The organism is Methylobacterium sp. Leaf123, assembly GCF_001423405.1.
GTDB lineage: Bacteria > Pseudomonadota > Alphaproteobacteria > Rhizobiales > Beijerinckiaceae > Methylobacterium.
This window is the reverse complement of sequence record NZ_LMNS01000016.1, coordinates 18,204-30,612: the sequence shown is the minus strand read 5'-3', so window position 1 is coordinate 30,612 and position 12,409 is coordinate 18,204. Positions and strand designations below refer to the sequence as shown.

Sequence of the window (12,409 nt, the reverse complement as noted above, 5' to 3'; positions counted from 1 at the left end):
GCTGCCCGAGGGCACCGAGATGGTGATGCCGGGCGACAACGTGACCATGGACGTGGTGCTGATCGTGCCGGTGGCCATGGAAGAGAAGCTGCGCTTCGCCATCCGCGAGGGTGGCCGCACCGTCGGTGCCGGCGTCGTCGCCGCCATCAACGACTAACCGCAAGCATCATCGACAGGGGACGTAAGAGGGGCGGGCCCTCGCGCCCGCTCCTCAACGTTTCCGCCGAGGTCAGGTCATGAACGGTCAGAACATCCGCATTCGCCTTAAGGCGTTCGATCATCGCATCCTCGATGCGTCTACCAAGGAAATCGTCTCGACCGCGCGCCGGACCGGCGCGCAGATCCGGGGCCCGATCCCGCTGCCGACCCATATCGAGAAGTTCACGGTGAACCGTTCGCCGCACATCGATAAGAAGTCGCGCGAGCAGTTCGAGATGCGCACGCACAAGCGGGTGCTCGATATCGTCGACCCGACGCCGCAGACCGTGGACGCGCTGATGAAGCTCGACCTCGCCGCTGGCGTGGACGTGGAGATCAAGCTCTAAGTCCGCGTGGGATTTAGAGCTTACCGTTTCATCGCGCGAGGGAGAGACCTATGCGCTCAGGCGTCATCGCACGGAAGGTCGGCATGACCCGCGTCTTTACAGACGCTGGCGAGCATGTGCCCGTCACTGTGCTCCAAATTGATCAGTGCCAAGTTGTGGCACACCGCACGACCGAGAAGGATGGCTACGTCGCCCTCCAGGTCGGCGTCGGCAAGGCCAAGGTAAAGAACGTGTCGCAGGCCGAGCGCGGCCGCTTCGCGGTCGCCAAGGTCGAGCCCAAGAAGAAGCTCGCCGAGTTCCGCGTGTCCGAGGACGCGCTGATCCCGGTCGGTGCCGAGATCACGGCCGACCACTTCATCCCGGGCCAGTTCGTCGACGTGACGGGCACCAGCACGGGTAAGGGGTTCGCCGGCGGTATGAAGCGCTGGAACTTCGGCGGTCTGCGCGCCACTCACGGCGTGTCGATCTCCCACCGTTCGATCGGTTCGACCGGTGGCCGTCAGGATCCGGGCAAGACCTTCAAGAACAAGAAGATGCCGGGTCACCTGGGTGTCGAGCGTGTCACCACGCAGAACCTCAAGGTCGTCCGCACCGATCCGGAGCGCGGCCTCATCCTCGTCGAAGGCGCCGTCCCCGGTGTCGCTGGCGGCTGGATCCAGGTTCGCGACTCGGTCAAGCGCAAGCTGCCGGCCGACGTGCCGCTGCCGGGCAAGTTCCGTGAGAACGGATCGGCTGGCGCGTCCCAGGTCGAGGCGGCCCCCGAGGCTCCGGCGTCCGAGGAGAACGCGTGATGAAGCTCGATATCACCACGCTCGACGGCGGCTCCGCCGGCTCGGTCGAGCTCAACGAGGCGATCTACGGCCTCGAGCCGCGCGCCGACATCCTGCAGCGGATGGTGCGCTACCAGCTCGCCAAGCGGCGCGCCGGCACCCACGCGGTCAAGAACCGTTCGGATGTCGATCGCACCTCGAAGAAGCTGTACAAGCAGAAGGGCACCGGCAACGCCCGTCACGGCGCTGCCTCCGCTCCGCAGTTCCGCGGCGGCGGCCGGGCCTTCGGTCCGGTGGTGCGCGACCACAGCCACGACCTTCCCAAGAAGGTCCGCGCGCTGGCGCTCAAGCACGCCCTCTCGGCCAAGGCCAAGGCTTCGACCCTGATCGTCGTCGACGATATCAAGGTCGACAACCACAAGACCAAGGCCATGATCGAGCGCTTCGAGAAGCTCGGTCTGTCGAGCGCGCTGATCATCGGCGGCGCTGAAGTGGACGAGAACTTCGGCCGCGCCGCCCGCGCCATTCCGAAGATCGATGTGCTGCCCGTCCAGGGCATCAACGTCTACGACATCCTGCGCCGCGACACGCTCGTGCTGACGCGCGCCGCCGTCGATGCGCTGGAGGAGCGTTTCAAATGAGTGCCGATCCGCGCCACTACGACATCATCGTCTCCCCCGTGATCACGGAGAAGGCGACGAACCTCACTGAGCAGAACAAGGTTGTCTTCCGGGTTGCCCCGAAGGCCACCAAGCCGCAGATCAAGGAAGCGGTCGAGCGTCTGTTCGACGTCAAGGTCACGGGCGTGAACACGCTTACGACCAAGGGCAAGAAGAAGTTCTTCCGCGGGCAGCGCGGGCAGCGTTCGGACGTGAAGAAGGCGATCGTGACCCTCGCCGAGGGTGATACGATCGACGTCACGACCGGCCTCTGAGACTTGAAGCGTTAGGATCAAGCCGATGGCCTTGAAGACATTCAAACCGGTCACGCCGAGCCTGCGCCAGCTCGTGCTCGTCGATCGCCGTGAGCTCTACAAGGGCAAGCCGGTGAAGGCGCTGACCGAGGGCAAGAGCTCCTCGGGCGGCCGCAACAACCTGGGCCGCATCACCGTCCGCTTCCGCGGCGGTGGTCATAAGCGGGTCCTGCGCAACGTCGATTTCAAGCGTCGCGAGAACCTCAACGTTCCCGCGACGGTGGAGCGGATCGAGTACGATCCGAACCGGACGGCGTTCATCGCGCTCATCAGCTTCCCCGATGGGAAGCAGAGCTACATCCTCGCCCCCCAGCGCCTGTCGCCGGGTGACAAGGTGATCGCCGGTGAGAGCGTCGACGTGAAGCCGGGCAATGCGGCTCCGATCGGCTCCATGCCGGTGGGCACGATCGTCCACAACGTCGAGCTGAAGATCGGCAAGGGCGGCGCGATCGCCCGCTCCGCCGGCAACTACGCTCAGATCGTCGGACGCGACCAGGGCTACGTGACGCTGCGCCTGAACTCGGGCGAGCAGCGCCTCGTGCACGGTCAGTGCTTCGCGACCGTGGGTGCGGTGTCGAACCCGGACCACATGAACATCTCGCTGGGCAAGGCCGGTCGTAACCGCTGGCTTGGCAAGCGTCCGCACGTTCGCGGCGTGGCCATGAACCCGGTGGATCACCCGCACGGCGGCGGCGAGGGTCGTACCTCGGGCGGCCGGAACCCGGTCACGCCCTGGGGCGTGCCCACCAAGGGGAAGAAGACCCGGTCCAACAAGCGGACCGACACCTTCATCCTGTCCAGCCGCCATAACCGCAAGAAGTAACAGCCATGGCACGTTCCCTCTGGAAAGGGCCGTTCGTCGACGGCTACCTCCTCAAGAAGGCCGACGCCGCCCGCGGCGGCAGCCGCAACGAGGTCGTCAAGATCTGGAGCCGTCGCTCCACGATTCTCCCGCAGTTCGTGGGCATCACCTTCGGTGTGCACAACGGACACAAGCATATCCCGGTCTACGTCACCGAGGAGATGGTCGGTCACAAGTTCGGCGAGTTCTCGCCGACCCGCACCTTCCCCGGTCACGCGGCCGACAAGAAGGCTAAGAGGCGCTGAGATGGGCAAGCCTGCCACCCCCCGCGCGCTCCCCGAGAACGAGGCGAAGGCCGTCGCGCGGATGCTCCGCGTGTCGCCCCAGAAGCTCAACCTCGTGGCGGCGTTGATCCGCGGCAAGAAGGTCGATACGGCCCTTGCCGATCTCGAATTCTCCCGCAAGCGCATCGCCCGCGATGTGAAGAAGTGCCTGGAGAGCGCGATCGCCAACGCCGAGAACAACCACGATCTCGACGTGGACGATCTCGTCGTCTCCCAGGCCTTCGTCGGCAAGGCGCTGGTGCTCAAGCGCTTCCACGCCCGTGCCCGCGGTCGCGGCGCGCGCATCCTGAAGCCCTTTGCGAACCTCACGATCGTGGTTCGCGAAGTGCGCGCTGAAGCGGCCTGAGGAGTTTACCGATGGGTCAGAAGATCAATCCGATCGGCCTGCGTCTCGGCATCAACCGGACCTGGGATTCCCGCTGGTTCGCCGAGAAGGGCGAGTATGCCAAGCTGATGCATGAGGACGTGGCCATCCGCGCCGCCCTCATGAAGCAGCTCAAGCAGGCCGCCGTCTCGAAGATCGTCATCGAGCGCCCGCACCGGAAGTGCCGCGTCACCATCCACTCGGGCCGTCCGGGCGTGGTGATCGGCAAGAAGGGCGCGGACATCGAGAAGCTGCGCAAGCTCGTCGGCACGATGACCAAGGCCGACGTGACCATCAACATCGTCGAGGTGCGTAAGCCCGAGATCGATGCCACCCTGGTGGCCGAGTCGATCGCGCAGCAGCTCGAGCGCCGTGTCGCCTTCCGTCGTGCCATGAAGCGCGCCGTGCAGTCGGCCATGCGTCTCGGCGCCGAGGGCATCCGCATCAACTGCGCCGGCCGTCTCGGCGGCGCGGAGATCGCCCGCACCGAGTGGTACCGCGAGGGCCGCGTGCCCCTGCATACGCTTCGTGCGGACGTCGATTACGGTACCGCCACTGCCTTCACGACCTACGGGACGTGCGGCATCAAGGTGTGGGTGTTCAAGGGCGAAATCCTCGAACACGACCCGATGGCGCAGGACAAGAAGGCCCAGGAAGAGGGTGGCCGTTCCGGCGGGCGCCGCGAGCGTGACGGTGACGACCGGGGTGGCCGCGGCCGCCGCGAGCCGTCGCACGCCTGACGCTCGATCAAGCAGAAATCTTGAGAGGCTGCCATGCTGCAACCCAAGAAGACCAAATTTCGTAAGCAGTTCAAGGGTCGCATCAGTGGCGCGGCCAAGGGCGGCTTCGAGCTGAACTTCGGCCAATACGGCCTCAAGTGCCTGGAGCCCGAGCGCATCACCGCGCGGCAGATCGAGGCGGCTCGCCGCGCGATCACCCGCGAGATGAAGCGTCAGGGCCGGGTGTGGATCCGGGTGTTCCCGGATCTGCCCGTCACCGCCAAGCCCACCGAGGTCCGCATGGGCTCCGGTAAGGGTGCGCCGGAATATTGGGCGGCCCGGGTCCATCCCGGCCGCATCATGTTCGAGGTGGATGGCGTTGCCGAGGACATCGCCCGCGAGGCCCTGCGCCTCGGAGCCGCGAAGCTGCCGGTGCGCACCCGCGTCATCCAGCGCATCGCTGATTGATAGGAAGAGATCATGAAGTCCGACCAGAGACTGTCTGATCTGCGCGCTCTGTCGGCGGATCAGCTTTCCGACGAGCTCATCAGCCTGAAGAAGGAGCAGTTCAACCTGCGCTTCCAGGGCGCGACGGGCCAACTTGAGAACGTCGCCCGGGTCCGTGAGGTCCGCCGCGACATCGCCCGTGTCCGCACGCTGCAGCGTCAGAAGACGCTGGACGCGGCCAAGGCCTGAGGAGATTCCACATGCCCAAGCGCGTCCTTCAAGGCGTCGTCGTCAGCGACAAGACCGATAAGACCATCGTCGTGAAGGTGGAGCGTCGCTTCACCCACCCGGTGATGAAGAAGACGGTTCGCCGTTCCAAGAACTACCATGCGCACGACGAGGCCAATGCGGCCAAGATCGGCCAGACGGTGTTCATCGAGGAGTCCCGTCCCTACTCCAAGACCAAGACCTGGAAGCTGGTCGATGACCAGGCTGCGGCGGCCGAAGCGGCCGGCACGGCGGCTTAACAGTCTCTTCCATAAGAATGACGGTGCGGGCGTGGAGCGAGAGCTCCGCGCCCGTTTTCGTTTGCCCGCTGGAAATGGGACACCGATCGGGCGCGCTGGCGAAGCGCCTCCTTAGCCACGACAGCACCGTTGGAACGGCTGCCGCGTCCGGTAGGCTCGTCGGTCTTGGTGAGGCTTAGGCGCTGACGGTGCAGGCCCGGTCGCAAAGGTCGCCGTACGCGCGTGGCATGGGCAGGTGGCGCCGTGGGGCTGCCGTGCTCTCAGCGCCGGCGAACTTCTTTGCGTTGTGATCCACCGACCGTCGCTGATTGCCGTCTGCGGAAGCTCGGCCGAGTGGGAGCGTGGTGGTGCCGTTAGTGCGAATGGCCGAGATCTGAAGCGCGCCCACCGCGGGCATGTTTGGAAAGACTCATGCAAGCCTCGGGAGGTCGGCCGACAAGCGCTTAAACGGTTAGGGGTCACATCCCTGCGTATCAAAAGATCTATTGGGACCTTAAGGTGCCGCCCGTTTGCGTTATATAATTCGCGGCATTAAGTGGTCGACATTTTCTAGTGCCAATTGTTTAAGATCAGCGGGTTTGTAATTGGTTCGCGTGCTGTTTTCAGCCGCTCGATGGACAAACGCACTGAAGGGCCCTGCGAAGATGCAGCGGCTCCTGAAGGAGCGCAGGAATGTCCCGCAACTTCGACCAAGCCTGGCAAGCTCTCGTTGCCCATTTCGGCGCCGAGCAGATCAACGGCATCACGAGTTCACGCCGGCAGTTCGGCGCGCATCTGCTCCCCGACCTTCAGGCGACAGTGACAGCCGAGATCGGCCCGTTCGCCCCGGCTCTCCTGGGCCTGCATCAGATCTACGATCAGTTTCCGTTTACGATCTCCAGTCTGTTGGTTCGTCAGGGCGATTATACGATCTCCGTGACGCCGCTTTAGTATCAGGATCTGGAATTCGGCGAGGCGGAGCCCTTCGCGGCCCTTAACAATGGTCTATGGTTTTTCCGGATCGAAGACAGTCCCGTCGCGGTCCTGCTGTCGCAGTATCAGAAGTTCCCTGAGGGCACCTTTACGCAGGTCGAAATCGCGACCTTGTCGGTGCCGAGTTCGGTGACCTTTGCACGTCGCTTCCTCGCAGCCGTCCAGGCGGCTGGTGCAAACTCGACGCTCTATCGCGGTAAGGTTCTCTCCTTCGAATCGGGATCTGACTATTCCGGCATGAAAGCCGCCATGCAGGTTCACAAGTTGCCTGTCGTCGCGCGGGAGGCGGTGATCCTCGACACCGCAACGATGGCGCGGCTTGACCGGCACGTTTTCGAATTCGATCGGCTCCGTGCGTCGCTGAAACGGCTTGGGCAGTCGACGCGGAAAGGCCTTCTGCTCTACGGGCCGCCCGGTACCGGCAAGACTCATGTGATCCGCTACGTCGCCTCGAACCTTCCGGCGCGTACGACAGTGCTCATCACCGCAGAGGAGGTCGCCAACCTCGATCGGTACATGTTGCTCGCCCGGACGCTCCAGCCGAGCATCGTCGTGCTGGAGGATGTCGATTTGGTCGGCCGCTCCCGTGAGGGCATGAACAGTCCGAAGACCGAGGTGGTCCTCAACCGTCTGCTCAACGAGATGGACGGTCTGCGCGACGATGCCGATGTGCTGTTCATCCTCGCCACCAACCGTCCCGAGGAGATCGAGGAGGTCCTGGCCTCACGGCCCGGACGTGTGGACGAGGCGATCGAGATCGCAAATCCGGATGCGGCCTGCCGCACCCGGCTTGTCAGCCTCTACGGCGAGGCACTGGACTTCGAGGAGGGGGCGATCGATGCCGTCGTCAGTCGATCGGAGGGTGCGAGCGCCGCTTTCATCAAGGAGATGGTCCGTCGTCTCGCCCAAGCCACCATCGCCGCCGGGGCGGGCAACCGGATCACGGTCGCGACCGTCGAATCGGTCCTCGGCGAGGCTGTCGGCAGCCGTAACCGCATCGGTCGCCGGATCGTCGGCCTCGCGTCCGGCGCGTCCGAGCGTGCGGGAAAGCAGGCGCCGCCCTTCGACGGTTGTGGTGACGATCTGTAGAGGCCCGCTTGGCTGAGGAGGGCCTGTACCGAGCCGACCGATGTCGTGAGAACCGACGATAACCCAGCGGCTGCCGAACCGCTGCTGACGTGAGCCGATGACGAGAGAATGGGAATGGCGCGGCCGGCACCGGCCGTGCCGTTCTCGCGGCGGCTGGACGAGGCGTGAGAGGCGTTCGCCCAAGTCGGATGCCTCGAACACGCCCGGCCGGCTACAGGCGCCTGTAGGCGCTCCAACGCAGCGGCGATGACCGGCGCAGGTCGTCCACTCAGCTCTTCCGTTTCGGATCGCGGTTTCCGGCGGCCCGGATGAGACCGGCGAGACCGGCCTCGATCACCATCTCGGCCGCCTCGGAGGGCGTGAACCAGCGGGCTTCGCGCTGACCGCGTTCGGGAAACTTCTTGAGCTGCTTGCGCACCTCCAGAGGAAACACCTTCACTTGGCAGAGAACCGCGTCGCGGTTCTTGAGGCGCTTTTCGTAGAGGTAGAAGCCGATGGGCCGCTTGCCGACGCGGCCGACGATGCCGGCCTCCTCATAGGCCTCCTGGGCCGCCGCCTCGAAGGGCTTGCGCCCCTTCATCGGCCAGCCCTTCGGGATGATCCAGCGGCGGGTTTCGCGCGAAGTGACGAGCAGAATCTCCGTGCCACCTTCCGGTGTCCGGCGCATCGGCAACACGCCGACCTGGGGCCGCGCTTCGCGGCTGCTGTCGATCGGGCCGGCCGTCATGCTGCTGAAACGCCCCGCAGCCGGCGCGGTTCGCGCTCAGCGTTCGTCGCCGGGCCTGCCCCGAACGGGCGCAGACAAGGCCAAACTTCCTTGAAGGATTGATGACAGGAAGGCACGTCGCTGCGATCGAGGCTGCCGTCGCATCCAGTCGATGAGCGACAGGGGTCACTAGCGGAATCGGTGGCCGCAACTCAATCGAAAATTACCCGGCAAAGGGTCTTGCGCCGGGGCGGGCCAAGTCGGTCAGCCGGTCGTCGAGAGGTTCTCGATGAGCGCGTTCAGGTCGGCGCGCATCGCCTGGATCTCCGGCTCCGACATGTTGAGCTGACACATGACGGATTGGCGCACAGCGATCGCCTCCGAGCGCAGCGCCCGACCCTGATCGGTAAGGGCGATCTCGACTTCTCGCTCATCGGATTGACGGCGATTGCGATTGAGCAATCCGCTCGTCTCCAGCCGCTTGAGCACCGGCGTGAGCGTGCCCGAATCGAGACGAAGGCGCCGGCCGATCTCGGAGACGGTGATGCCGTCATTCTCCCAGAGGACGAGAAGCACGAGATATTGCGGATATGTCAGCCCCATCCGCTCCAGCATCGGGCGATAGGATTTCGTCATCCGGTGAGCCGCCGCGTAGAGCGCGTAGCAGAGCTGGTTGTCCAGCAGCAGCGGATCCCTCAGTACCTCTGCGCTCTCATTGGGAGCATTCACGGTTCACATCCTGCCGTTCGACAACGCCTTCCGGCCTGCCGCCCCGGGGAGGGGGCGCCGGCCTGCCGGTGATCCTCGACCCTGCCGTGCGCCCCGACGATAGCGGATGCGACACGGCAAGGCATATGCACAATTGTCCCAGTGCCGACCGCGCGGCGCTTTCTCCACCGCCGGTTCGGATACCCGTTCTTACCGCTCCTGAGCGAACACGCAAAAAGGCGGCCGTTGGGCCGCCTTTCGCAAAGATCATGGTGTCACGCGGTCTCGCGCGCTGCGCGGGAGCCGATCTCAGGCGGCGTCGGCGGTCTCGACCGAGGTCGGGCCGGAATCCTTGCCGCGGGCATCGACGTCGCGATCCACGAACTCGATGACAGCCATCGGAGCGTTGTCGCCGTAGCGGAAGCCCGCCTTCATGATGCGGCAATAGCCACCCGGACGCCCCTGGTAGCGCGGGCCGAGCACCGAGAAGAGCTTCTTGACCATGTCCGCGTCGCGGATCTGGGCCATGGCGAGGCGGCGGGCGTGGATGCTGTCGGTACGGCCCAGCGAGATGAGCTTCTCGATGACCGGACGCAGATCCTTGGCCTTCGGCAGGGTGGTGACGATCTGCTCGTGCTTGATCAGCGCGGCGGACATGTTGGCGAACATCGCCTTACGATGCTCGGTGGTGCGATTGAAGCGGCGACCGCGATAGGCGTGACGCATGGTGGCTGGTCCTTCTCAGTCACGGCCGCCGTGCCACGGTACGGCCGAGTGCCCTAGGGGCTGTTTTTCAGGAAATCCGCGTAACCCAGCGGCGGGATTCTTTTGGGAGCGCCCGCCCCGGCTTTGCTGGGGCAGGGGCTGAGCCGACGCATCGTGCGACCGGTTCGGATCGGCCAAACAAGCGGCGCCGTGAAGCGCCGCCCAGTTCGGCCCGAGGCGGCCCCGCCTCAGTAGTGCTCTTCGAAGCGCTTGGCGAGATCCTCGATGTTCTCCGGCGGCCAGCCGGGAACGTCCATGCCGAGGTGCAGGCCCATGCCGGCGAGCACTTCCTTGATCTCGTTGAGCGACTTGCGGCCGAAGTTCGGGGTGCGCAGCATCTCGCCCTCCGACTTCTGGATGAGGTCGCCGATATAGACGATGTTGTCGTTCTTCAGGCAGTTCGCCGAACGGACCGACAGTTCGAGCTCGTCGACCTTCTTGAGCAGAGCCGGGTTGAAGGGGAGCTGCGGCGCGAGCGGCGCGGCCTCTTCCTTGCGGGGCTCCTCGAAGTTCACGAAGACCTGAAGCTGGTCCTGGATGATGCGGGCAGCATAGGCCAGCGCATCCTCCGGCGACACGGCGCCGTTGGTCTCGAGCGTCATGGTCAGCTTGTCCTTGTCGAGATCCTGGCCCTCGCGGGTGGTCTCGACGCGGTAGCTGACCTTGGTCACCGGCGAGTAGAGCGCATCGACCGGGATCAGGCCGATCGGCGCGTCCTCGGGGCGGTTGTGCTCGGCCGGGACATAGCCCTTACCGGTGGCGACGGTGAACTCCATGCGGATCTCGGCCCCGTCGTCCAGGGTGCAGATCACGAGGTCGGGGTTCAGGATCTGGATGTCGCCGACGGCGCCGATATCACCCGCGGTGACGAGGCCGGGGCCCGTCTTGCGCAGGGTCATGCGCTTGGGCTGGTCCGTCTGCGAGCGGATGGCGATGGTCTTGATGTTGAGGACGATGTCGGTCACGTCCTCACGCACGCCGGGGATCGACGAGAACTCGTGCAGCACGCCGTCGATCTGGACCGAGGTCACGGCGGCGCCCTGAAGCGAGGAGAGCAGCACGCGGCGCAGGCTGTTGCCGAGCGTCGTGCCGAAGCCGCGCTCGAGCGGCTCGGCCACGACGGTGGCGACCCGCTTGGGATCGTCGCCGGCCGTCACCTGCAGCTTGTTCGGCTTGATGAGCTCTTGCCAGTTCTTCTGAATGACCACGGTCCTACCTCTTGCCAAACCCGCGCCGCCGGCGTCCCGGAAAGCGCTACGGCCGGCCCTGGACTGCTCTGCGAGCATCTGGACCGGTCCCAAAAAACTTAAGGCGTCTCGCCCGCCACCCAGAGAGCGGGAATGAAGCTGTAGCCCGCGCCGTCGCGGGTTACGTATCCCAGCGCCGGAAACTCGAGATGCGAGCCGGCGATGAGGGTCCTCTCGGTCGCCACCTCGTCGAGCACGCGCTTTCGGGTCGCCCGCGCCTGATCCCCGTCCACATCGAAGGTGACGCCCGCCTCCGGCTGCTTGAACTGGATCGCCGGCATATGCACCACATCGGTCCACATCAGCAGGGACTTGTCCCCCGATACGATCCGCATGCCGCAATGACCGGGCGTGTGGCCAGGCAGCGGAACGGCGGTGATGCCGGATACCAGCTCGCCGCCCTCGTGCTTGCGCAGCCGGGCACCGTAGGGTGCCACCGCCTTGCGGGCATTCTCGAAGAACGGCTTCGCCTCGTCCGGCGCCCGCGACAGGGCCGCATCGGGAAGCCAGTGCGTAGCTTCCGTCGCATGGACGACGAGTTCCGCGTTCGGGTAGGCCGCGCTGCCATCCGCCTTCACCAGCCCGCCCGCATGGTCGGGATGGAGATGGGTCAGGAGTACGGTCTCGATCTCCTCCGGCGCGACGCCGGCGAGCGCGAGGGCGGCGGGCACCCGGCCCATCGTGTCGGGGCCGAAATGGCCATACCCGGAATCGATCAGCACCGGCTTGCGGCCGGCGCCGGTGACGAGGAACGCGTTGAGCGTGACGACCGGAGCCTCCGGACGGAAGCCGGCACGCTGGAGCGCGCCGGCCTCGTCCTGGGGGATGCCCGTGACGAGATCGAGGGAGCCCTGAAACCAGCCGTCGTTGAGCGCGGTGACCGTGAGGTCACCGAGATTCCAACGCAGCACGCCGGGTAGGGGCTTCGATCCGTCCGCCATGGGCTTCTCCGCTCGGGGATGCTCCGGTGTCGCGATCAGACGCGGCGGCGCTTGCGCGGCCGGCAGCCGTTATGCGGGATCGAGGTGACGTCGCGGATCGAGGTTACGGTGAAACCCGCAGCCTGAAGCGCGCGCAGAGCCGACTCACGGCCCGAACCGGGGCCGGAGACCTCCACTTCGAGGGTGCGCATGCCATGCTCGGAGGCCTTGCGGGCCGCGTCCTCGGCCGCAACCTGGGCAGCGTACGGGGTCGACTTACGCGAGCCCTTGAATCCCATCGCGCCAGCCGACGACCACGAGATCGTGTTGCCCTGCGCGTCGGTGATCGTGATCATCGTGTTGTTGAACGAGGCGGCGACGTGCGCCACGCCGGACACGATGTTCTTGCGTTCGCGGCGGCGTACGCGGGTCGGTTCCTTAGCCATCTTTTCGCTCTCGTCCTTCAATCACGCCCGTACTTCCAGGCGCTCGGGATTCTTGTGTCACTCGG

General features: G+C 65.4%; 20 protein-coding genes. 14 read left to right on the top strand and 6 right to left on the bottom strand.

The genetic code is table 11. The annotated features are described in order from the left end of the window. The 14 genes from ASF53_RS24990 to ASF53_RS26720 all read left to right on the top strand — a co-directional run. Positions 1–157: EF-Tu C-terminal domain-related protein (locus ASF53_RS24990; RefSeq protein WP_082482702.1), on the top strand; the 157-nt coding region annotated here is incomplete at its 5' end. Positions 158–236: 79 nt separating this feature from the next. After that, entirely contained in the window at positions 237–545 is a 309-nt protein-coding gene (rpsJ, locus tag ASF53_RS13260; RefSeq protein ID WP_003597088.1) for a 30S ribosomal protein S10, read from the top strand. A gap of 50 nt (positions 546–595) precedes the next feature. Next, positions 596–1,336, top strand: coding sequence for a 50S ribosomal protein L3 (gene rplC, locus ASF53_RS13255; protein ID WP_003597090.1), 741 nt, complete (start codon positions 596–598; stop codon positions 1,334–1,336). Next, entirely contained in the window at positions 1,336–1,956 is a 621-nt protein-coding gene (rplD, locus tag ASF53_RS13250) for a 50S ribosomal protein L4 (RefSeq protein ID WP_056198901.1), read from the top strand. The genes rplC and rplD overlap by 1 nt, the downstream gene beginning before the upstream one ends. Further along, positions 1,953–2,249: a 50S ribosomal protein L23 gene (locus ASF53_RS13245; RefSeq protein WP_003597094.1), complete on the top strand. Its 297-nt coding sequence runs from the start codon at positions 1,953–1,955 to the stop codon at positions 2,247–2,249. The genes rplD and ASF53_RS13245 overlap by 4 nt, the downstream gene beginning before the upstream one ends. 25 nt (positions 2,250–2,274) lie before the next feature. Further along, positions 2,275–3,111 carry a 50S ribosomal protein L2 gene (gene rplB / locus ASF53_RS13240; protein ID WP_056198898.1) on the top strand — a complete coding sequence of 279 codons (837 nt, stop codon included), beginning with the start codon at positions 2,275–2,277 and terminating at the stop codon, positions 3,109–3,111. A 5-nt stretch (positions 3,112–3,116) separates the two neighbouring features. Continuing rightward, positions 3,117–3,395 carry a 30S ribosomal protein S19 gene (rpsS, locus tag ASF53_RS13235; protein WP_003597098.1) on the top strand — a complete coding sequence of 93 codons (279 nt, stop codon included), beginning with the start codon at positions 3,117–3,119 and terminating at the stop codon, positions 3,393–3,395. A gap of 1 nt (position 3,396) precedes the next feature. Next, a complete protein-coding gene (rplV, locus tag ASF53_RS13230; protein ID WP_003597100.1) occupies positions 3,397–3,780 on the top strand; it encodes a 50S ribosomal protein L22 in 384 nt (127 codons plus the stop codon). A gap of 11 nt (positions 3,781–3,791) precedes the next feature. Then, positions 3,792–4,538 (top strand): 30S ribosomal protein S3, encoded by a 747-nt coding sequence (gene rpsC / locus ASF53_RS13225; protein WP_003597102.1) that lies wholly within the window; start codon positions 3,792–3,794, stop codon positions 4,536–4,538. Positions 4,539–4,571: 33 nt separating this feature from the next. After that, complete coding sequence (gene rplP / locus ASF53_RS13220; RefSeq protein WP_056198896.1) at positions 4,572–4,985, top strand: 50S ribosomal protein L16; 414 nt, start codon at positions 4,572–4,574, stop codon at positions 4,983–4,985. A gap of 12 nt (positions 4,986–4,997) precedes the next feature. After that, complete coding sequence (gene rpmC / locus ASF53_RS13215; RefSeq protein WP_003597107.1) at positions 4,998–5,213, top strand: 50S ribosomal protein L29; 216 nt, start codon at positions 4,998–5,000, stop codon at positions 5,211–5,213. Positions 5,214–5,224: 11 nt separating this feature from the next. Then, the gene (gene rpsQ, locus ASF53_RS13210; RefSeq protein WP_056198894.1) at positions 5,225–5,491 is read left to right on the top strand and encodes a 30S ribosomal protein S17; all 267 of its coding nucleotides are present in this window, start codon (positions 5,225–5,227) and stop codon (positions 5,489–5,491) included. 672 nt (positions 5,492–6,163) lie between these two features. Next, positions 6,164–6,421, top strand: coding sequence for a hypothetical protein (locus ASF53_RS26725; protein WP_286134411.1), 258 nt, complete (start codon positions 6,164–6,166; stop codon positions 6,419–6,421). Positions 6,422–6,712: 291 nt separating this feature from the next. Further along, positions 6,713–7,552, top strand: a complete 840-nt coding sequence (locus ASF53_RS26720) for an AAA family ATPase (RefSeq protein WP_286134410.1) — start codon at positions 6,713–6,715, stop codon at positions 7,550–7,552. A gap of 268 nt (positions 7,553–7,820) precedes the next feature. On the opposite strand, the gene ASF53_RS13200 is transcribed toward ASF53_RS26720, so the two are convergent. The 6 genes from ASF53_RS13200 to rpsK all read right to left on the bottom strand — a co-directional run bounded on the left by ASF53_RS13200 (position 7,821) and on the right by rpsK (position 12,344). Then, a complete protein-coding gene (locus ASF53_RS13200; RefSeq protein ID WP_056198891.1) occupies positions 7,821–8,279 on the bottom strand; it encodes an NUDIX hydrolase in 459 nt (152 codons plus the stop codon). 243 nt (positions 8,280–8,522) lie between these two features. Beyond that, positions 8,523–8,987 (bottom strand): MarR family winged helix-turn-helix transcriptional regulator, encoded by a 465-nt coding sequence (locus ASF53_RS13195; protein ID WP_056198889.1) that lies wholly within the window; start codon positions 8,985–8,987, stop codon positions 8,523–8,525. A 288-nt stretch (positions 8,988–9,275) separates the two neighbouring features. Beyond that, complete coding sequence (gene rplQ, locus ASF53_RS13190) at positions 9,276–9,692, bottom strand: 50S ribosomal protein L17 (RefSeq protein ID WP_056198885.1); 417 nt, start codon at positions 9,690–9,692, stop codon at positions 9,276–9,278. Between the two features lie 227 nt (positions 9,693–9,919). Then, a complete protein-coding gene (locus ASF53_RS13185) occupies positions 9,920–10,939 on the bottom strand; it encodes a DNA-directed RNA polymerase subunit alpha (RefSeq protein WP_056198883.1) in 1,020 nt (339 codons plus the stop codon). A 98-nt stretch (positions 10,940–11,037) separates the two neighbouring features. Further along, complete coding sequence (locus tag ASF53_RS13180) at positions 11,038–11,919, bottom strand: MBL fold metallo-hydrolase (RefSeq protein WP_056198880.1); 882 nt, start codon at positions 11,917–11,919, stop codon at positions 11,038–11,040. A gap of 35 nt (positions 11,920–11,954) precedes the next feature. Further along, positions 11,955–12,344: a 30S ribosomal protein S11 gene (gene rpsK, locus ASF53_RS13175; protein ID WP_003597118.1), complete on the bottom strand. Its 390-nt coding sequence runs from the start codon at positions 12,342–12,344 to the stop codon at positions 11,955–11,957. Positions 12,345–12,409 lie beyond the last annotated feature (65 nt).

What these genes read in the sequence shown, in the direction of transcription:
- rpsJ (WP_003597088.1), top strand. Translation starts at nt 237, where the DNA reads ATGAACGGTCAGAACATCCGCATTCGCCTTAAGGCGTTCGATCATCGC.
- rplC (WP_003597090.1), top strand. Translation starts at nt 596, where the DNA reads ATGCGCTCAGGCGTCATCGCACGGAAGGTCGGCATGACCCGCGTCTTT.
- rplD (WP_056198901.1), top strand. Translation starts at nt 1,336, where the DNA reads ATGAAGCTCGATATCACCACGCTCGACGGCGGCTCCGCCGGCTCGGTC.
- ASF53_RS13245 (WP_003597094.1), top strand. Translation starts at nt 1,953, where the DNA reads ATGAGTGCCGATCCGCGCCACTACGACATCATCGTCTCCCCCGTGATC.
- rplB (WP_056198898.1), top strand. Translation starts at nt 2,275, where the DNA reads ATGGCCTTGAAGACATTCAAACCGGTCACGCCGAGCCTGCGCCAGCTC.
- rpsS (WP_003597098.1), top strand. Translation starts at nt 3,117, where the DNA reads ATGGCACGTTCCCTCTGGAAAGGGCCGTTCGTCGACGGCTACCTCCTC.
- rplV (WP_003597100.1), top strand. Translation starts at nt 3,397, where the DNA reads ATGGGCAAGCCTGCCACCCCCCGCGCGCTCCCCGAGAACGAGGCGAAG.
- rpsC (WP_003597102.1), top strand. Translation starts at nt 3,792, where the DNA reads ATGGGTCAGAAGATCAATCCGATCGGCCTGCGTCTCGGCATCAACCGG.
- rplP (WP_056198896.1), top strand. Translation starts at nt 4,572, where the DNA reads ATGCTGCAACCCAAGAAGACCAAATTTCGTAAGCAGTTCAAGGGTCGC.
- rpmC (WP_003597107.1), top strand. Translation starts at nt 4,998, where the DNA reads ATGAAGTCCGACCAGAGACTGTCTGATCTGCGCGCTCTGTCGGCGGAT.
- rpsQ (WP_056198894.1), top strand. Translation starts at nt 5,225, where the DNA reads ATGCCCAAGCGCGTCCTTCAAGGCGTCGTCGTCAGCGACAAGACCGAT.
- ASF53_RS26725 (WP_286134411.1), top strand. Translation starts at nt 6,164, where the DNA reads ATGTCCCGCAACTTCGACCAAGCCTGGCAAGCTCTCGTTGCCCATTTC.
- ASF53_RS26720 (WP_286134410.1), top strand. Translation starts at nt 6,713, where the DNA reads ATGCAGGTTCACAAGTTGCCTGTCGTCGCGCGGGAGGCGGTGATCCTC.
- ASF53_RS13200 (WP_056198891.1), bottom strand. Translation starts at nt 8,279, where the DNA reads ATGACGGCCGGCCCGATCGACAGCAGCCGCGAAGCGCGGCCCCAGGTC.
- rplQ (WP_056198885.1), bottom strand. Translation starts at nt 9,692, where the DNA reads ATGCGTCACGCCTATCGCGGTCGCCGCTTCAATCGCACCACCGAGCAT.
- ASF53_RS13180 (WP_056198880.1), bottom strand. Translation starts at nt 11,919, where the DNA reads ATGGCGGACGGATCGAAGCCCCTACCCGGCGTGCTGCGTTGGAATCTC.
- rpsK (WP_003597118.1), bottom strand. Translation starts at nt 12,344, where the DNA reads ATGGCTAAGGAACCGACCCGCGTACGCCGCCGCGAACGCAAGAACATC.